Source organism: Micromonospora sp. NBC_00362, from assembly GCF_026342155.1.
Taxonomy (GTDB): Bacteria; Actinomycetota; Actinomycetes; order Mycobacteriales; family Micromonosporaceae; genus Micromonospora; species Micromonospora hortensis.
Genome location: NZ_JAPENH010000001.1, coordinates 6,616,285 through 6,634,693, shown reverse-complemented (window position 1 = coordinate 6,634,693; position 18,409 = coordinate 6,616,285). Strand labels below are relative to the sequence as shown.

Genomic DNA, 18,409 nt, shown 5'->3' with positions numbered 1-18,409 from the left:
GCCCGGCACGCTCCGACGGGCCCGGCACGCTGCGGCAGGCCCGGCACGCTCCGGCAGGCCCGGCACGCTCCGACGGGCCCGCTAGCTCGGAAGCAGCGCGGCCACCGCCAGCGTGGCGATGAGCGCGCTGGAGAGCAGGCCGGTGACCAGCCGGCCACGCGGCCCGGTCAGCGCCCGGCCGACCACTGTGCCACCGCCCGCGATGACCAGTTGCCAACTCGCCGACGCCACGAACACCCCGGCCACGAAGAGCGCCACGGCGAGCACCCCCGACTCGGCCGTGTCCCGACGGCCGAGGACCAGCGCCGTGAAGTAGAGGACCGTCATCGGGTTCAGCAGTGTCAACCCGAGCAGCGCCGCGTAGGCACGGCCCGGAGTGCCCATGCCCCGACCGGCCCGTGCCGTCGGCGTCACCCGTGAGCGGTGCGCGGACCACGTTCGCCACAGTCCGTGCCCGGCGAGACCCAGCAGGACCACGGCAGCGACCACCCGCAGAGGCCCCGCGACCGGCGCGATGATCCCGGCCAGGCCAGCGCCGCCGAGGACGGCCACCACCGCGTAGAGCCCGTCGGCGGTAGCCACCGCGAGCGCCGCCGCCGCACCCACCCGAAACGAGGTACGGGCGCTGAGGCCCAGAATGAGAATCGCGATCGCGCCGACGGGAATGGCGACGCCGTAGCCGGCGACCAGGCCGGCGAGGAACGCCCGGGTCACGGACGTCGGTGGCGGGTCGAGGTTCGTCCCCGGAACGGCCGCTGTCGGCGCACGGCAGTCGCCGCACGGACAGGAACCTGCAACGGGTACGCCTCAATCACACGCGCATCCTCCGCGCCGGACCCGCGCCCCCGCCACCGATTTTCCCCCGCGCCCCGCGCCCCGCGACGCACAGCGCCGCCGAGACCGGGAGGGGCTTGGGACGTACGCCTCGAACCAGGATGTAGTGGCCTCGGCGCTGCGCCGAGGCCACTACATCAACGATCGAGCACGATCTTGAGCTGTTCAGGGCCGATCAATGACGCACCCGGGTCAGCGGGGGTCGCGACCGAGGTAGGAGAGCAGGGCCGCGACCTCGTCGGCTTCCGCAGCGCCGTCGATCGCCGGGGCGTACGCGCCGTAGGCCCGCAGCGGCTCGACGATCTGCCGGGCCACCACCAGCAGGGGGCGGGCCAGTCCGACGCCGAGCGGGGACGGCTGGCCGGTGGCCACCGCGATGTCCCAGGCGTGCACTGCGGCATCCAGGGCGCACGCCACGGCGCCGACCTCGGCGGGCAGCTTGCCCTGGGGCAGCGGCGTGGGCACCTCCGGATCGTCGTCGGCGACACGGTTCCAGGCCCTCGCGGACGCGTCGAGGGCGGCGCGTAGGCCAGCGAGTTTGTCACCGTCGATCTGACCGGACGGCGCGAACGGGTCCTCCACCGGCCCCGGCCCGCCGTCGATCGCCGCCGCGAAGGCGAGCTGATCGCCGACCGCGTGCTGAAGCACCTGGGTGACGTTCCACCGCTCGCACGGGGTGGGCCGCTCCCAGGCGTCGGCCGGAACCCCCTCGACTGCCGTCCGAAGCGCCTCGTGCGCCTCTTCGAGCACGATCCGCCACTGCCCCGCCGCCATCTCGCCCATCGTCCTGCCCTCTCCGCCGGCTTCCAGCGAGCTGACCCACCCGCTGCCGGAGCGGAATATTCCGCTCCGTTTGATGAGTTCAGCTTAGCAGACCGGAACGATCCGTTCCACTACTTTCGGTCGGCCTGGAAACGCGTCGAGCGCGGCACCCGGACGGGTACCGCGCTCGACGACGTGGGATCAGGTCAGACGTTGAAGCCGAGGGAGCGGAGCTGGTCCCGGCCCTCGTCAGTGATCTTGTCCGGGCCCCACGGCGGGAGCCACACCCAGTTGATCCGGATGTCGTTCACCAGGCCGCCGCCGGGGCCGGTGGTCAGCGCCTGCCGGGTCTGGTCCTCGATGACATCGGTCAGCGGGCAGGCCGCCGAGGTGAGCGTCATGTCCAGGGTGGCGACGTTCTCGTCGTCGACGTGAACGCCGTACACGAGGCCCAGGTCGACCACGTTGATGCCGAGCTCCGGGTCGACGACGTCCTTCATCGCCTCCTCGATGTCGGCGATCATCGCCTTGCTGACGCCGCCCGCGGGAGCAGCGGCGTCACCGGTGCCATCGGTCGTCGCGGCGTCGGTCTGCGGCACCACTGGGGTGTCACTGGCCTCCGGCGTCGCCTCAGTTGCGGTGTGCTCGCTCATGCCGTCCCTCCGCTTCGCTCCGTGACGCCATGAGGCACCAACGCGCTGAACCACTGATTCGCTCGCTGACGCTCGCTCATGCCGTCCCTCCGCATCGCTGCGTGATGCCACACGGCACCACTGTGTCATTCGCTCGCTGACGCTCGCTCACGCCTTCACCTCCGGGCTCACACCCACACCGGCGCGTGCCGCGGCGTCCTTGAACGCCATCCACGGCAGCAGCGCGCACTTGACCCGGGCGGGGTAACGGGCCACACCCGCGAAAGCAACCCCGTCACCGAGCACGTCCTCGTCCGGCGTGACCTGGCCACGTCCGGACATCAACTCCACGAACGCCTCGTGCACCTCGAATGCTTCCCCGGCGCCGCGACCACGCAGCAACTCGTGCAGCACACTCGCCGATGCCTGGCTGATCGAGCAGCCCATCCCGTCGTACGAGATGTCGTGCAGCACCGTGCCGTCGGTGGCCACCCGGACGGTGACCTCGTCACCGCAGGTGGGGTTGACGTGGTGCGCCTCCGCGACCTGGTCACCCGGGTCGTCGGCATCGCGCAGGCCACGCCCGTGCGGGCGCTTGTAGTGGTCCAGGATGATCTCCTGGTAGAGCTGGTCGAGCTGCATCAGTCGAACACCTTCCGCGCCTGCTCCAGACCGGCCACCAGAGCGTCGATCTCCTCGGTGGTGGTGTAGAGGTAGAACGACGCCCGGGTCATGGCCGGAACGCCGAACCGGCTGCACACCGGCTTCGCACAGTGGTGACCCACCCGCACCTGCACGCCGAGCGAGTCGAGCACCTGACCCACGTCGTGCGGGTGCACGTCACCGAGTGCGAACGAGATGGTGCCGCCCCGGCCCACCGGCACTGTCGGACCGAAGATCCGCAGGTCCGGTACCGAGCCGAGAGCGTCCAGCGCGTACGCCGTCAGCTCCTTCTCGTGCCACTGGATGGCCTGCATCCCGATGCCGGTCAGGTAGTCGACAGCCGCGCCGAGCGCGACTGCCTCGGCGATCGGCGGGGTGCCCGCCTCGAAGCGGGCCGGCGGCGCGGCGAACGTCGAGCGGGCCATGGTGACCGTCTCGATCATCGAGCCGCCGCCGAAGACCGGCGGCATTGCCGCCAGCAGCTCACCCCGACCCCAGAGCACACCGATGCCGGTCGGACCGCACATCTTGTGGCCGGTGAACACGATGTAGTCGGCGTCCAGGTCGACCACGTCGATGGGCAGGTGCGGCACCGACTGCGAGCAGTCCAGCAACAGCAGCGCGCCCACCTCGCGGACCCGGGCGGTGATCCGGGAGGTCGCGTTGACCGTGCCGAGGATGTTCGACACGTGCACCAGCGAGACGATCTTCGTCCGTTCGGTGACCAGGTCCTCCAGGCCCGACTCGTCCAGTCGGCCCTGGTCGGTGACGGGGAACCAGCGCAGTGTCGCGCCGGTGCGCTCGCAGAGCAGCTGCCACGGAACGATGTTCGAGTGGTGCTCCATCTCGGAGATCACCACCTCGTCGCCGGGGCCGAGCCGGAACCGGGGGTCGGCGTCCGGGCGCAGCGAGGCGTTCGAGAAGGCGTACGCCACGATGTTGATCGCCTCGGTGGAGTTCTTCGTGAACACCACCTCGTCGGTGCTCGGCGCGTTGATGAACGCGGCGATCTTCGCCCGCGCCCCCTCGTACGCCTCGGTGGCCTCGGTGCCCAGGGTGTGCACCGAGCGCGACACGTTGGCGTTGTGCCGCGCGTAGTGCTCGTCGAGCACGTCGAGCACCTGGCGCGGTTTGTGCGAGGTGTTGGCGCTGTCGAGGTAGACCAGCGGGTGCCCGTTGATGTCCCGACCCAGGATCGGGAAGTCGGCGCGCACCCGGGCCACGTCGAAACGCGGCACGTCGTCGTACTGCGGCATCCCCGAGGGGATCGCGATGCTGGTCATCTCGGCAGCGCCTCTCCCGCTCAGGCCTTGGCCGTGCCGGCCCCGGCGGCGTACCGCTCGTAGCCCTCGGCCTCGAGCTTGTCGGCAAGCTCCGGGCCGCCCTGCTCGACGATCCGGCCGGCCACGAAGACGTGCACGAAGTCCGGCTTGATGTAGCGCAGGATCCGCGTGTAGTGGGTGATCAGCAGCACGCCGGTGTCACCGTTGTCGCGAACCCGGTTGACGCCCTCGCTGACCACGCGCAGCGCGTCCACGTCGAGACCGGAGTCGGTCTCGTCGAGGATGGCGATCTTCGGCTTGAGCAGCTCCAGCTGGACGATCTCGTGCCGCTTCTTCTCACCACCGGAGAAGCCCTCGTTGACGTTGCGCTGGGCGAAAGCCGGGTCCATCTGGAGACGCTCCATCGCGCCGCGCAGCTCGCCACCCCAGGTACGGAGCTTCGGCGCCTCGCCGTCGATGGCGGTCTTCGCGGTCCGCAGGAAGTTCGCGACCGAGACACCGGGCACCTCGACCGGGTACTGCATGGCCAGGAAGAGGCCGGCGCGGGCGCGCTCGTCGACCGTCATGGCCAGCACGTCCTGGCCGTCGAGGGTCACCGTGCCGCCGGTGATCTCGTACTTGGGGTGACCGGCGATCGAGTACGCCAGGGTGGACTTGCCGGAACCGTTCGGGCCCATGATCGCGTGGGTTTCGCCCGACTTCACGGTCAGGTCGACGCCGGCCAGGATCGGCTTGAGCTCACCCTCGGGCAGCTTGACCGACACCTTCAGGTCGCGGATCTCCAGGGTGCTCATTATCGGGTCACTCCATTACTCGGCGTCAGGCTGAGGTAGATGTCGCCGTCGCGGACTTCGACGGGATAGACGGGGACAGGTTCGGTGGCGGGCAGGCCGGTCGGCTCGCCGGTGCGCAGGTCGAAGCGCGAGCCGTGCAGCCAACACTCGAGCGTGCAGCCGTCGACCTCGCCCTCGGAGAGCGCGACCGAGGCGTGCGAGCACTCGTCGTACGCGGCGTAGAAGCCGCCGTCCTCGCCGTGCACCAGGGCGATCGGCGTGCCGTCGACGTCCGCGCTGATCGCGGTGCCCTTCGGCACGTCCTCGGTGGAGCAGATGCGGATCATCAAGCGCCCGCCTTGGTCAGCCGAGCCTCGATCGCGTCTCCGAGGCTCTCACGCAGCGACTCCACCGGGATCTTGTTGATCAGCTCGGCGAAGAAACCGCGGACCACCAGCCGGCGGGCCTCACTCTCCGGAATGCCCCGGGCCATCAGGTAGAACAACTGCTCGTCATCGAAGCGGCCGGTCGCGCTGGCGTGGCCGGCACCGGAGATCTCGCCGGTCTCGATCTCCAGATTGGGTACGGAGTCCGCCCGCGCGCCGTCGGTGAGCAGCAGGTTCCGGTTGATCTCGTACGTGTCGGTGCCGGTCGCCTCGGCCCGGATGAGGACGTCGCCCACCCAGACGGTGTGCGCGCTCTCGCCCTGCAGAGCGCCCCGGTAGCCGACGTAGCTGCGGCAGTCCGGGACGCTGTGGTCGACGAGCTGCCGGTGCTCAAGGTGCTGGCCGGAGTCGGCGAAGTAGACGCCGTACAGCTCGGCCTCGCCACCGCGCCCGGTGTATTCCACGCTGGTGAACTGCCGGACCAGGTCGCCACCCAGGGAGACCTGGATGTGGATGGCCTTCGCGTCCCGGCCCAGCTTGATCTTCAGGTGCTGGGCCTGGACCGCGTCGTCGGCCCAGTCGGCGACAGTGACCAGCGTCAGCTTCGCGCCGTCCGCCACGGCCACCTCGACGTTGTCGGCCAGGGTGGCCGACCCGACGTGCTCCAGCACCACTGTCGCCTCGGCGAACCGGCCCACCTCGACGAAGGTGTGACCGAAGGCCGGCTGCGCGATACCCTCGCCGACCACCCGCAGCCGGACCGCCTCGCCGAGCACCACGTCCGGGGCCACCCGCAGCAGCAGGGCGTCCGCGGCGGCACCGTAGGCCAACGCGCTGACCCGGTCGACCGGAGTCAGCACGCTGCCGACCCGCTCGTCGTCCCGGCCGATCCGGGTGATGGCGACGCCCTCGGGCAGGTCACCGTACTCGTGTCGGACCGAGCCGGTCGCGGCCGGCGCGTCACTGGTCAGGCCGCGGAGGCGCTTGAGCGGGGTGAAACGCCACTCCTCTTCCAGGCCGGTGAGGGCTGGGAAGTCGGCGACGTCGTACGAGCGCAGCGCCTGCGACTTGGTGCTGGGCGGCGGCGCGGAAGCCTGGGTAGTCATTTCTTCCTTGGTCTGTCTGTTCCGTGACGACGAGTTGGGGCCAGGTGTGACGGGCCGAGGTTCCGACCCGCCACGGGGAGCGGCGGCGTCAGCCGACCGCGCCCTCCATCTGAAGCTCGATCAGACGGTTGAGCTCCAGGGCGTACTCCATCGGGAGCTCCTTGGCGATCGGCTCGATGAAGCCGCGCACGATCATGGCCATCGCCTCGTCCTCGCTCAGGCCCCGGCTCATCAGGTAGAAGAGCTGGTCGTCGCTGATCTTGGAGACGGTCGCCTCGTGACCCATCGACACGTCGTCCTCACGGATGTCGACGTACGGGTAGGTGTCCGAGCGGGAGATGGTGTCGACCAGCAGCGCGTCGCACTTGACGGTGCTCCGGCTGTGGTGCGAACCCTCCAGCACCTGCACCAGACCCCGGTACGAGGTGCGGCCGCCGCCACGGGCGATCGACTTCGACACGATGGTCGAGGAGGTGTGCGGCGCGGCGTGCACCATCTTGGCGCCGGCGTCCTGGTGCTGACCCTCGCCGGCCATCGCCACCGAGAGCACCTCGCCCTTGGCGTGCTCGCCGGTCATGTAGACCGCCGGGTACTTCATGGTCACCTTGGAGCCGATGTTGCCGTCGACCCACTCCATGGTCGCGCCCTCGTGGCAGACGGCGCGCTTGGTGACCAGGTTGTAGACGTTGTTCGACCAGTTCTGGATGGTCGTGTAGCGGCAGCGCGCGTTCTTCTTGACGATGATCTCCACGACCGCGCTGTGCAGCGAGTCGGAGGAGTAGAGCGGCGCGGTGCAGCCCTCGACGTAGTGCACGTACGCACCCTCGTCGACGATGATCAGCGTCCGCTCGAACTGGCCCATGTTCTCCGTGTTGATCCGGAAGTAGGCCTGCAGCGGGATCTCGACCTGCACGCCCTTCGGCACGTAGATGAACGAGCCACCGGACCACACCGAGGTGTTCAGGGCGGCGAACTTGTTGTCGCCGACCGGGATCACCGTGCCGAAGTACTCCTTGAAGACGTCCTCGTGCTCGCGCAGCGCCGTGTCGGTGTCCAGGAAGAGAACGCCCTGCTCCTCAAGGTCCTCACGGATCTTGTGGTAGACGACCTCCGACTCGTACTGCGCCGCGACACCGGCGACCAGCCGCTGCTTCTCCGCCTCCGGGATGCCCAGCCGGTCGTAGGTGTTCTTGATGTCCTCGGGCAGGTCCTCCCAGCTGGTGGCCTGCTTCTCGGTCGACCGCACGAAGTACTTGATGTTGTCGAAGTCGATCCCGGTGAGGTCCGCGCCCCAGGCCGGCATCGGCTTACGGCCGAACAGCCGCAGGCCCTTCAGCCGCAGGTCGAGCATCCACGCCGGCTCGTTCTTCTTGGCCGAGATGTCCCGCACCACCGCCTCGTTGATACCGCGCTGGGCGACCGCCCCGGCGGCGTCCGGGTCGGACCAGCCGTACTCGTACCGGCCCAGGGCGGCGAGCTGCTCTTCCTGGGTCAGGGGCTGGACGATCTGCTCGGTCATCTATCTGTCCTCACAGTGGTTACGGGATTACCGGATTGAGCGCGGCCCGGCTGGGTCGGGATGTGCGTGGTGCACACCCCGTCGCCGTGCGCGATGGTGGCCAGACGCTGCACGTGGGTGCCGACCAGACGGGAGATGACCGCGGTCTCGGCCTCGCACAGCTGAGGAAACTCGGCGGCCACGTGCGCCACCGGGCAGTGGTGCTGACAGAGCTGGCCGCCAGAGGCGATCGTGGTCGCACTGGCAGCGTAACCCTCGCCGGTGAGCGCCGCGGCGAGTGCCTCGGCTCGGGCGAGAGGCTCGTCGCCAGCGTCCTCCATCGCCGTCCGACAACGGGACTCGAGAGCCGACACCTGCTCGGTGGCGAACGCCTCGACCGCGTCCGAACCGCCACTGCGGGCGATCCAGCGCAGCGCGGCGGTGGCCATGTTGTCGTAGTGGTGTGTGCCACAGCGGACCCGGGCGGCCTCGGTCAACAGGAACACCTTGGCCGGGCGCCCCCGACCGCGACTGCCCTGCACGGGCTGCTCGCGGGCGTACACGTCACCGTCCGCAAGCATCGCGTCGAGGTGCCGGCGGATCGCCGCCGGGCTGAGCCCGAGCGCCGCGCCAAGCTGCGCGGCTGTGGTGGCACCCTGCTCCAGCAGCAACTGGGTGACCCGATCCCGGGTGGAGACCTCGGCCGCCGCCGGGCCGGCGAGGCCCGCCGACGTGGTCACGACAGGCGCGGACGCGGACGCACCGAGGGCCGGTACGGCCGTCGGTTGGTGCCCGGAGAGCGCCGCCGCGTTTTTCACAACGCCAACGTTACGTAATTACCCGGAGGGTCGCAAACCCGGGCCCCGGTGATCCCAACCACCGACCCGCCGGAGTCGGACGAACCTCGATCACTACGGTGCGTAGGATTTGCGCCGTGAACCGAATCGTCCGTCCGGTCTCCGGCATCCTGCTGCGCCGCCTCGCGCTCGCCTCGATCATCGCGAACGTGGGCATCGTCGTCACCGGCGGGGCCGTCCGGTTGACCGCCTCGGGCCTCGGCTGCCCCACCTGGCCCCGGTGCACCGACGATTCCTACGTCACCACGCCCGAGATGGGCGTGTACGGGGTGATCGAGTTCGGCAACCGCATGCTGACCTTCGCTGTGGGTCTGATCGCGCTGGCCACCGTGCTGGCCGTACTGCTGCACCGGCCCCGCCGACCCGGGCTCCTCGCACTGGCCGTGGCGGTCTTCCTGGGCATCCCCGCCCAGGCGGTGATCGGTGGCATCACAGTGCTGACCAACCTCAACCCGTGGGTGGTCGGGCTGCACTTCCTCGCCTCGATGGCCGTGATCGCCGCCGCGTACGCCCTCTGGCGACGCATCGGCGACCCCGACGGCCCGACAGTGGCCGTGGTGCCCGCACCGCTGCGCGCGCTGGCCCGGGTCACCACCGGCGTCACCGTCGCCGTGCTGGTCGTCGGCACCTGGGTCACCGGCAGCGGCCCGCACGCCGGCGACCACGGCGCCGCTCGCAACGGGCTCGACCCGGAGACGATCTCGCAAGTGCACGCGGACGGGGTCTTCCTGCTGATCGGTCTCTCGGTGGCGCTGATCTTCGCGTTCCGCGCCGTCGGCGCGCAGCGGGCCACCCGCGCCGCGATCATCCTGGTCGCCGTGGAGTTGGGTCAGGGTCTGATCGGCTTCGTGCAGTACTTCACCCACGTGCCGGCGCTCCTGGTCGGAGCGCACATGCTCGGCTCCTGCCTGGTGTTGCTGGCCGCCCTGTCGGTGCAGTGGTCCACCCGGGAACGCCGCCCGGTCGCGCCGGCCCGCCAGGCCACCCCGACCGACGCAGCCCCGGTACCAGTCACCGCCTAACCGCAAGGCCGCCCCGGCCCGGATCACCCGCGCGCCGCAATCACCGCGCACCTGGCCGGCAACGCCTGCCCCACAACGAACGTCACCCCGCAAGCGCGCCCCGCGCCCCGCGCCCCGCGCCCCGCGCCCCGCGCCCCGCGCCCCGCGCCCCGCGCCCCGCGCCCCGCGCCAAGATCTCCGCAACTTCCCGGATGTTGCTGCCTCCGACACACGGGGAGACAGCAACATCCCTGATATTGCGCGGATCTTGACGGCGAACCCGCCCCCGGGAAGACCGGGACCCGGGTTTGGCCGCCCACGGCCGCCAAGATCGCACTCGAACCAGGATGTAGTGGCCACGGACCGCCGGGAAGCCACTACAACCAGGATGTTGCGCGATCTTGCGGGCGGCGGCACGCCGGCACGGGCGGCACGCCGGCACGGGCGGCACGCCGGCACGGGCGGCACGCCGGCACGGGCGGCACGCCGGCACGGGCGGCACGCCGGCACGGGCGGCACGCCGGCACGGGCGGCACGCCGGCACGGGCGGTCGTTCGGGGGTGAGGGGTCAGGCGTTGCGGGCCAGGTGAGTGGTGATCGCGGTGGCGAGGCGGTCGGGGGCGCCGTCCGCGTACCCGATGAAGAGCGACGGCTCGGTCAGCTCCAGCTCGACCAGGACCGGCTCGCCGTCCGGGCCGGGGATCAGGTCGACCCGGGCGTAGAGCAGCTGTCGGGTGCCGCCGGGCACCGTCGCGAGGGTCTGCTCGGCTACCGCCAGCTGTTCGAGGCGGGCGGTGCGGGCGGTGATCTCCTCGGCCTTGTAGAGCCCGTCCGGGCCGGGGTCCGGCCCGGACAGCATCGGACCCTTGCGGATCGCGTGGCTGAACGCGAGCCCCTCGGGGCCGGCCAGGAAGAGCAGTGCCGTTTCGCCCTCGGTGTCGACGGCCCGCAGGTACGGCTGGACCATGGTGACCCGGCCGGCGTCGGAGAGCCGGCGAACATGTGCGGCGGCCAGGTCCCGGTGTTCCGGGTCGGCCAGGTCGTACCGGCCGGTGTCCTGGCTGCCGGCGCTGACCGCGGGTTTGAGCACGTACTCGCCGGTTTCGGCGGGCAGCTGCCAGCTCTCCCCCGGCTCGATCCACGACGTCGGCACGGTTGGCACCCCGGCGGCGCTCAGCTCGGCGAGGTAGCGCTTGTCGGTGTTCCAGCGGACCACGTCCGCCGGGTTGGCCAGCGTCGGCACGGTGGCCGCCCAGGACACGAACTCGTCGCGGCGGAGCGCGTAGTCCCAGGGTGAGCGGAGCACGACAAGGTCGTAGGACGACCAGTCGACGTCGGGGTCGTCCCAGACGGCGGTCTGGACGGCGACGCCACGGGCGGCGAGCGGGGCCAGGACCAGCCGGTCGTCCGGGTCGAGGTCGGCCAGGTCGGAGCAGGTGACGAGAGCGACCCGGGGTTCCCCCCGGGTCGACTGGTGATATGTGGTCAATTCAGCTGTCTATTTCAGCGGGCCATCGTGCGCCGGGCCATCGACCGCCAGAGGTCGTTGCTCGGACGCATCTGGTCCATCAGTTCACGCTCCCAGGCGTTCTCGACGGTGACTCCCGCCTTGGCGCACGCTTCCCGGGCGGTGACGGTGTCGTCGGCGAACTGGTCGCCCCACTCGCCGTCGGAACCCACCAGGACGATCCGCGCGCCACGCTTGCCGACGTACTCGATGACCGCCTTCGCGCCGCCGTGTCCGGCCGCGAACGCCTTGAGGCCCGCGACCAGGCCTTGGGGCGCCTGCTCGCCGGTGGTCTGCTCGGCCGTCAGCGTCGTATCGGAACCATCTGCCATGACGCGAAGCCTAAGCAGAGTTGCACCCCGTGGGGCGAGAACCATGAACCTTTTGTGATGCCAATTACCTACAGGTTTAAGGACGACCACAGGTTCACTGTCCGTTTATTTACTGACTTTTACGCTCAAAGCACGTCGGGAAATCACCCTCGAACCGCCCCAGGTTGAGCCCATCCGACTCATGCCGAAAGTTACTCTGATGTGACGTTAAACCCGGACAACTCATCCACGTCCATGATTAGTCAGGAGATCATCGGTGCCGCTCGCCAGTCAGAGCCACGGCGTGACTACTGACAAACGATGCGAGGGGCGACGAGCCGGGGCCGCACCGCGCGGGGAGCCGACAGCCAGGCGAAGCAGACAGGCGGAGGCCACTGCCGTGGACGTGAAGGGCCAGAGCCGGACCGTGCGGGACGGGTCAGATCAGCGCGTCGAGCGCGACGGCCACGAAGACGATCGTCAGGTACGTCGTCGACCAGTGGAACAGCCGCATCGGCTTGACCGCCTCGCCGCGCGTGGCGCGCCGGCAGAGCCGGTGTGCCTCGACAACGAAGATGGCACCCACCACCAGTGTCGGCACCCCGTAGATCGCGCTGAGCCCCAGCGGCCAGACGGCCAGGGAGGTGAGCACTGTGAGCCACGCGAAGATCAGGATCTCGGCGTTCACCCGGCGGATCGAGGCCACCACGGGCAGCATCGGAATGCCGGCTCGGGCGTAGTCATCCTTGTACTTCATGGCGAGCGGGTAGAAGTGCGGCATCTGCCAGAAGAAGACCACAACGAAGAGCCCCCAGGCGGCCGGCGCCAGCGAGCCGGTCACCGCAGCCCACCCGATCAGCACCGGCGCCGCCCCGCAGGCGCCGCCCCAGAAGGTGTTCGTCGGGGTGGAACGCTTGAGCCACAGGGTGTAGACGAGGTCGTAGTAGGCGATCGCGGCGAGGGTCAGCCCGGCGGCCAGCAGGTTGGTGAACGCCGCCATCAGGGCCACCGACACGGCCGCCAGCACCAGACCGAAGATCAGCGCGCTGCGCGGCGACACGGTGTGCGCCGGCAGCGGCCGACGCTTGGTACGCCGCATCAGCTGGTCGATGTCGCGGTCGATGTAGCAGTTGAGGACGCTGGCCGCGCCGGCGGCGAGCGAGCCGCCGATCAGCACGATGGCCATCAGCCACAGCGACGGCAGCCCACCCTCGGCGAGCATCATCGCCGGGATGGTGGTGACCAGCAGCAACTCGACGATCCGCGGCTTGGTGAGCGCCACGTACGACGACAGGACCGCGCGTACGTCCCGCCGGGCCACCGGGCCCTCGGCCGCCCGCGCCGGGTGTGGCCCGGCCGGGTTGCTCGCGGGGCGCTCGGTGATCATGCTCACGGATTGCCACCTTCCGGCATCGGGCACGGGGAGATCGGATTGGTCGGGACCGCACGGGCCCGCATACCGACCCACACACTACGCGTCGTCGTTTTGGCTGCCCGGCCGACCCGACAACGGTGCGGGCCGTCACACCACAGGGTTGAACCGAGCATCCGGATCGTCACGTAGCGCACACCATGCTGAGATCCCCGGGCGCGCGTTTAGGGACGCTCGATAAGGTCATCGGTGAGGGTTCCGCCCATCTGCCGAGGAGCACAACCATCGTGGCTGTTAAACGACCCGAGCACTCCGCACTGAACTGGTCCGACCTCGATCGCCGGGCCGTAGATACCGTCCGCGTGCTGGCCATGGACGCCGTAGAGAAATCCGGCAACGGCCACCCGGGCACCGCGATGAGCCTCGCGCCCGCGGCGTACCTCCTCTTCAACCGCGTCATGCGGCACAACCCGGCCGACCCGAACTGGCCCGGCCGCGACCGGTTCGTTCTCTCCGCCGGGCACTCCAGCCTGACGCTCTACATCCAGCTGTTCCTCTCCGGCTACCCGCTGAGCCTGGACGACCTCAAGTCGCTGCGGCAGTGGGGCTCGCAGACGCCGGGGCACCCCGAGCACGGGCACACGCCGGGCGTCGAGACCACCACCGGCCCGCTCGGGCAGGGTCTGGGCAACGCCGTCGGCATGGCCATGGCTGCCCGCCGCGAGCGCGGCCTGTTCGACCCCGAGGCCGAGCTCGGCGCGTCCGTCTTCGACCACGACATCTGGTGCATCGTCTCCGACGGTGACATCGAGGAGGGCATCAGCCACGAGGCCAGCGCCCTCGCCGGGCACCAGCAACTGGGCAACCTCACGGTGATCTACGACGACAACGAGATCTCCATCGAGGACGACACCCGGATCGCCAAGAGCGAGGACGTGGCCGCCCGCTACGAGGCGTACGGCTGGCACGTGCAGACCGTCGACTGGCGCAGCGGCGACGCCGACCAGGGCGACTACCACGAGGACGCCGAGGCGCTGTACGCGGCGCTGGTCGCCGCCAAGGCGGAGACCGGCCGCCCGTCCTTCATCGCGCTGCGCACCATCATCGGCTGGCCCGCGCCCAACAAGCAGAACACCGGCAAGATCCACGGCTCGGCGCTCGGCGCCGACGAGGTGAAGGCCACCAAGCGGATCCTCGACTTCGACCCGGAGCAGACCTTCCAGGTCGACGAGGACGTGCTCAGCCACGCCCGCACCGTGATGGGCCGGGGCTCCGACGCCCAGCAGGAGTGGACCACCGCGTTCGACGCCTGGAAGAAGGCCAACCCGGAGCGCACCGCGCTCTACGAGCGGCTGGCTGGTCACGTACTCCCCGACGGCTGGACCGACGCGTTGCCGGTCTTCCCCGCGGACGCCAAGGGGGTGGCCACCCGGGCCGCCTCCGGCAAGGTGCTGGAGGCGCTCGCGCCGGTGCTCCCGGAGCTGTGGGGCGGCTCGGCCGACCTGGCCGAGAGCAACAACACCACGATGAAGGGCGAGCCGTCGTTCATTCCGGCCACCCACGCCACCAAGGACTTCCCGGGCCACGAGTACGGCCGCACGCTGCACTTCGGCATCCGTGAGCACGCCATGGGCGCGATCCTCAACGGCATCGCCCTGCACGGTGGCACCCGCCCGTACGGTGGCACGTTCCTGGTCTTCAGCGACTACATGCGTCCGTCGGTGCGGCTGGCCGCGCTGATGAAGCTGCCGGTGACCTACGTCTGGACGCACGACTCGATCGGCCTCGGCGAGGACGGCCCGACCCACCAGCCGGTGGAGCACCTGACCGCGCTGCGCGCCATCCCGGGCCTGGACGTGGTCCGTCCGGCGGACGCCAACGAGACCGCCTGGGCCTGGCGGCAGGCGCTGGAGCACACCGACCGGCCGACCGCGCTGGCGTTGAGCCGTCAGCCGCTGCCGACCATGGACCGCGACGTCCTGGGCGGCGCGGAGGGCGTGGCCAAGGGCGGCTACGTGCTGGCCGAGGCGTCCAACGGCAAGCCTCAGGTGATCATCGTCGGCACCGGTTCCGAGGTGCAGCTCTGCCTGACCGCCCGGGAGCGGCTGGAGGCCGACGGCACCCCGACCCGGGTCGTCTCGATGCCCTGCCAGGAGTGGTTCTACGAGCAGGACGAGGCGTACCGGGAGTCGGTGCTCCCGCGCGGGGTAAAGGCACGGGTGAGCGTGGAGGCGGGCATCGCGATGTCCTGGCGCGGTGTCGTCGGTGACCTGGGCGAGAGCGTGAGCCTGGAGCACTACGGAGCGAGCGCCCCGCACACCGTGCTCTTCGAGCAGTTCGGGTTCACCCCCGACCGGATCGTGGCGGCAGCACACGCCTCGCTGGCCCGGGTGGGCGACATCACCGGTTTCACGACCGGCAACTGAGGGAGCGTGGATGGCATGACGGACAAGCTGAATGAGCTCACCGCCGCGGGTGTGGCGGTCTGGCTCGATGATCTTTCCCGGGTGCGTTTGAGCTCCGGCGGGCTGGACCAGCTGCGCCGCGAGAAGCACGTGGCCGGCGTCACCACCAACCCGACGATCTTCGCCAAGGCGCTGAGTGACGCCGACGAGTACAACTGGCAGCTGCACGACCTCGCCACCCGTGGCGTCGAGGTCGAGGAGTCGGTGCGCATGCTCACCACGTACGACGTGCGGTGGGCCTGCGACGTGATGCGCCCGTCGTACGACGGCAGCGACGGTGTCGACGGCCGGGTCTCCATCGAGGTGGACCCCCGGCTGGCACACGAGAGCGACCGGACGGTGGCCGAGGCCAAGGCCCTGTGGTGGCTGGTGGACCGCCCCAACCTGTACATCAAGATCCCGGCCACCGAGGCCGGCCTCCCGGCGATCACCGCCACCCTGGCCGAGGGGATCAGCGTCAACGTCACGCTGATCTTCGGTCTGGACCGCTACTCGGCGGTCATGGAGGCGTTCCTCGCCGGTCTGGAGCAGGCCAAGGCGAACGGCCACGACCTGTCCAAGATCGGCTCGGTGGCGTCGTTCTTCGTCTCCCGGGTCGACTCCGAGGTCGACAAGCGGCTCGAGAAGGTCGGCTCCGACCAGGCGAAGGCCCTCAAGGGCAAGGCCGCCGTCGCCAACGCGCAACTGGCGTACGAGCGCTACACCGAGGTCTTCTCCTCCGACCGCTGGAAGGCGCTCGCCGCCGCCGGCGCGCACCCGCAGCGGCCGCTGTGGGCGTCCACCTCGACGAAGAACCCGGACTACCGGGACGTCATCTACGTCGAGGAGCTGATCGCGCCCGGCACCGTCAACACCATGCCGGAGTCGGTCATCCACGCGTACGCCGATCACGGCGAGACCCGCGGCGACACCATCACCGGCGCCTACGACGCGGCCCGGAAGGTCTTCGCCGACCTGGAGTCGGTCGGGGTGGACATGGACGACGTGATCGTCACCCTGGAGCGCGAGGGCGTGGAGAAGTTCGAGGCCAGCTGGCAGGAGCTTCTCGACGGGGTCCGCAAGTCCCTGGAGGCGGCGGCCAAGGGCAAGGGTGCCCCGAACAAGGCGGCCAAGGGCAACGCCAAGGCCGCCGAGAAGGCCGGTGGTAACGCATGAGCGAGCGCAGCGAGCGAATCAGCAAGCTCAGTGCGAAGGTGCCTCATGACGGCACGCAGCGAAGCGGAGTGACGGCATGAGCGACCTTCTCGCCGGGCCGGTGGAGGCAGCCGCCGGGCTCGCCGTGTACGGAGCCGACGCGGTCGACAAGGCCGCGCCCGCCTCGACTCGGGACGCGTTGGTCAAGGCCGGCGTCCCCGGCAAGCTGGCGGGCAAGGACGCGAGCCTGTGGGGTCCGGACGCCGAAGCCGAGGCGAAGATCCGGCTGGGCTGGGTGGACACCCACCGGCGCAGCCGCGAGCTGCTCGTCCAGTTGGCCGAGCTGACCGCGGAGCTGGCCGACCTGGATCACGTGGTGCTCGCCGGCATGGGCGGTTCGTCGCTCGCGCCCGAGGTGATCACCCGGACGCTGGGTCGCCCGTTGACAGTGCTGGACACCACCGACCCGGGTCAGGTTCGGGCGGCGCTCGGTGACCGGCTGGAGCGCACCGTCGTGGTGGTGGCCAGCAAGTCCGGGTCGACGGTGGAGACCGACAGCCACCGGCGCGCGTACTGGCAGGCGTTCCTGGACGCCGGGATGACCGAGGCGGAGGCCGGCCGGCACTTCGTCATCGTCACCGACCCGGGTTCGCCGCTGGAGACCACAGCGGCCGAGATGGGCGCGTTCACAGTGCTCGCCGACCCGAACGTCGGCGGCCGGTACTCGGCGCTGACCGCGTTCGGTCTGGTGCCCTCGGCGCTGGCCGGGGTCGAGGTGGCGGAGCTGCTCGACCAGGCCGACGCGCTGGCCACGTCGCTCGGCGCGGACCAGAACAACCCCGCGCTGGCGCTGGGCGCCGCCCTGGGCGCCGCGGCAACGCTCGCCCGCGACAAGGTCGCTCTGCTCTCCGATGGCACCGGCATCGACGGGCTCGGCGACTGGGCCGAGCAGTTGATCGCCGAGTCGACCGGCAAGGCCGGGGTGGGCATCCTCCCGGTGGTCGTGGAGTCTCCGCAGAGCCCCGGCGCCACCGGCGCGGACGTGCTGACCGTCAGCTACGGCGGCGCGCTGGCCCCCGGTGACATGCCGGGCGGCGGGACCAACCCGGACGTGGCCGTCAACGGCCCGCTGGGCGCGCAGTTCCTGGCCTGGGAGTACGCCACCGCGGTGGCCGGCGTGGTGCTCGGCATCGACCCGTTCAACCAGCCGAACGTCACCGAGTCCAAGGAGAACACCAACAAGATCCTGGCCTCGGGCCTGCCGGCGGAGACGCCGTCGTTCACCGAGGGCGCGATCGAGGTGTACGCCCCACAGGGCGCCCCAGGGGACCTGGCCGGTGTGCTGCGCTGGCTGCTCGACGGGCTGGGCGACGACGGTTACCTCGCGGTGATGGCGTACCTCGACCGGTTCGCCGACGCCGACACGGCCCGGCTGCGGTCGCTGCTGGCGCAGGCGGGCGGCCGGCCGGTCACGTTCGGCTGGGGGCCGCGCTTCCTGCACTCGACGGGCCAGTACCACAAGGGCGGCCCGCAGGTGGGCAGCTACCTCCAGGTGACCGGCGCGGTCGCCGAGGATCTGGAGGTGCCGGGCAAGCCGTACACCTTCGGTGAGTTGCAGGCGGCGCAGGCCGCCGGTGACCGGCAGGCTCTCGCCGGTCGGGAGCGGCCAGTCCTGCGGTTGCACCTGACCGACCGGGCCGCCGGTGTCGCCCAGCTACTGGACGCGGCCGGTGATCTGCGGGCGTGAGGATGGACGACGTGACTGAAGCGGAAGCGAGGGGGCGCCGTGAGCGCGAGGAGTGAGCCGGGTTTGCGAGCCCCGCAG

The 18,409-nt window shown here is 70.4% G+C and carries 17 protein-coding genes; 4 read left to right on the top strand and 13 right to left on the bottom strand.

Features of this window, described 5'->3' with window-relative positions:
- Positions 1 to 81 precede the first annotated feature (81 nt).
- From OG992_RS30680 to OG992_RS30635, 10 genes are all read right to left on the bottom strand, one after another.
- Positions 82 to 714 carry a LysE family transporter gene (locus OG992_RS30680; protein WP_266304960.1) on the bottom strand — a complete coding sequence of 211 codons (633 nt, stop codon included), beginning with the start codon at positions 712 to 714 and terminating at the stop codon, positions 82 to 84.
- Between the two features lie 312 nt (positions 715 to 1,026).
- Complete coding sequence (locus OG992_RS30675) at positions 1,027 to 1,617, bottom strand: TIGR03086 family metal-binding protein (protein ID WP_266304959.1); 591 nt, start codon at positions 1,615 to 1,617, stop codon at positions 1,027 to 1,029.
- A 185-nt stretch (positions 1,618 to 1,802) separates the two neighbouring features.
- Positions 1,803 to 2,249: a metal-sulfur cluster assembly factor gene (locus OG992_RS30670; protein WP_266304958.1), complete on the bottom strand. Its 447-nt coding sequence runs from the start codon at positions 2,247 to 2,249 to the stop codon at positions 1,803 to 1,805.
- 147 nt (positions 2,250 to 2,396) lie between these two features.
- Complete coding sequence (sufU, locus tag OG992_RS30665; protein ID WP_091403700.1) at positions 2,397 to 2,870, bottom strand: Fe-S cluster assembly sulfur transfer protein SufU; 474 nt, start codon at positions 2,868 to 2,870, stop codon at positions 2,397 to 2,399.
- On the bottom strand, positions 2,870 to 4,174 hold the full coding sequence (locus OG992_RS30660) for a cysteine desulfurase (RefSeq protein WP_266304957.1): 1,305 nt from the start codon (positions 4,172 to 4,174) through the stop codon (positions 2,870 to 2,872). The genes sufU and OG992_RS30660 overlap by 1 nt, the downstream gene beginning before the upstream one ends.
- 20 nt (positions 4,175 to 4,194) lie before the next feature.
- Positions 4,195 to 4,968, bottom strand: a complete 774-nt coding sequence (sufC, locus tag OG992_RS30655) for a Fe-S cluster assembly ATPase SufC (protein WP_238682679.1) — start codon at positions 4,966 to 4,968, stop codon at positions 4,195 to 4,197.
- On the bottom strand, positions 4,968 to 5,294 hold the full coding sequence (locus OG992_RS30650; RefSeq protein ID WP_091403693.1) for a non-heme iron oxygenase ferredoxin subunit: 327 nt from the start codon (positions 5,292 to 5,294) through the stop codon (positions 4,968 to 4,970). Before OG992_RS30650 ends, sufC begins: the two co-directional genes overlap by 1 nt.
- Entirely contained in the window at positions 5,294 to 6,439 is a 1,146-nt protein-coding gene (gene sufD, locus OG992_RS30645; protein WP_238682680.1) for a Fe-S cluster assembly protein SufD, read from the bottom strand. The genes OG992_RS30650 and sufD overlap by 1 nt, the downstream gene beginning before the upstream one ends.
- An 88-nt stretch (positions 6,440 to 6,527) precedes the next feature.
- A complete protein-coding gene (sufB, locus tag OG992_RS30640) occupies positions 6,528 to 7,958 on the bottom strand; it encodes a Fe-S cluster assembly protein SufB (protein WP_091403689.1) in 1,431 nt (476 codons plus the stop codon).
- A complete protein-coding gene (locus OG992_RS30635; RefSeq protein ID WP_210785015.1) occupies positions 7,955 to 8,677 on the bottom strand; it encodes a metalloregulator ArsR/SmtB family transcription factor in 723 nt (240 codons plus the stop codon). The genes sufB and OG992_RS30635 overlap by 4 nt, the downstream gene beginning before the upstream one ends.
- A gap of 176 nt (positions 8,678 to 8,853) precedes the next feature.
- Here OG992_RS30635 and OG992_RS30630 point away from each other — a divergent pair, with 176 nt between their 5' ends.
- Complete coding sequence (locus tag OG992_RS30630; RefSeq protein ID WP_266304956.1) at positions 8,854 to 9,816, top strand: heme A synthase; 963 nt, start codon at positions 8,854 to 8,856, stop codon at positions 9,814 to 9,816.
- A gap of 547 nt (positions 9,817 to 10,363) precedes the next feature.
- On the opposite strand, the gene OG992_RS30625 is transcribed toward OG992_RS30630, so the two are convergent.
- The 3 genes from OG992_RS30625 to OG992_RS30615 all read right to left on the bottom strand — a co-directional run bounded on the left by OG992_RS30625 (position 10,364) and on the right by OG992_RS30615 (position 13,006).
- On the bottom strand, positions 10,364 to 11,284 hold the full coding sequence (locus OG992_RS30625) for a RimK family alpha-L-glutamate ligase (RefSeq protein WP_266304955.1): 921 nt from the start codon (positions 11,282 to 11,284) through the stop codon (positions 10,364 to 10,366).
- Positions 11,285 to 11,298: 14 nt separating this feature from the next.
- On the bottom strand, positions 11,299 to 11,634 hold the full coding sequence (locus OG992_RS30620) for a hypothetical protein (protein ID WP_238685511.1): 336 nt from the start codon (positions 11,632 to 11,634) through the stop codon (positions 11,299 to 11,301).
- 418 nt (positions 11,635 to 12,052) lie between these two features.
- Positions 12,053 to 13,006 (bottom strand): heme o synthase, encoded by a 954-nt coding sequence (locus tag OG992_RS30615; protein WP_266304954.1) that lies wholly within the window; start codon positions 13,004 to 13,006, stop codon positions 12,053 to 12,055.
- A 266-nt stretch (positions 13,007 to 13,272) separates the two neighbouring features.
- Here OG992_RS30615 and tkt point away from each other — a divergent pair, with 266 nt between their 5' ends.
- The 3 genes from tkt (at position 13,273) to OG992_RS30600 (ending at position 18,331) form a co-directional block, all read left to right on the top strand.
- Positions 13,273 to 15,411 carry a transketolase gene (gene tkt / locus OG992_RS30610; protein WP_266304953.1) on the top strand — a complete coding sequence of 713 codons (2,139 nt, stop codon included), beginning with the start codon at positions 13,273 to 13,275 and terminating at the stop codon, positions 15,409 to 15,411.
- Between the two features lie 15 nt (positions 15,412 to 15,426).
- Entirely contained in the window at positions 15,427 to 16,605 is a 1,179-nt protein-coding gene (tal, locus tag OG992_RS30605) for a transaldolase (RefSeq protein WP_112606085.1), read from the top strand.
- A 76-nt stretch (positions 16,606 to 16,681) separates the two neighbouring features.
- On the top strand, positions 16,682 to 18,331 hold the full coding sequence (locus OG992_RS30600; RefSeq protein ID WP_266304952.1) for a glucose-6-phosphate isomerase: 1,650 nt from the start codon (positions 16,682 to 16,684) through the stop codon (positions 18,329 to 18,331).
- The last annotated feature ends 78 nt before the right edge of the window (positions 18,332 to 18,409 follow it).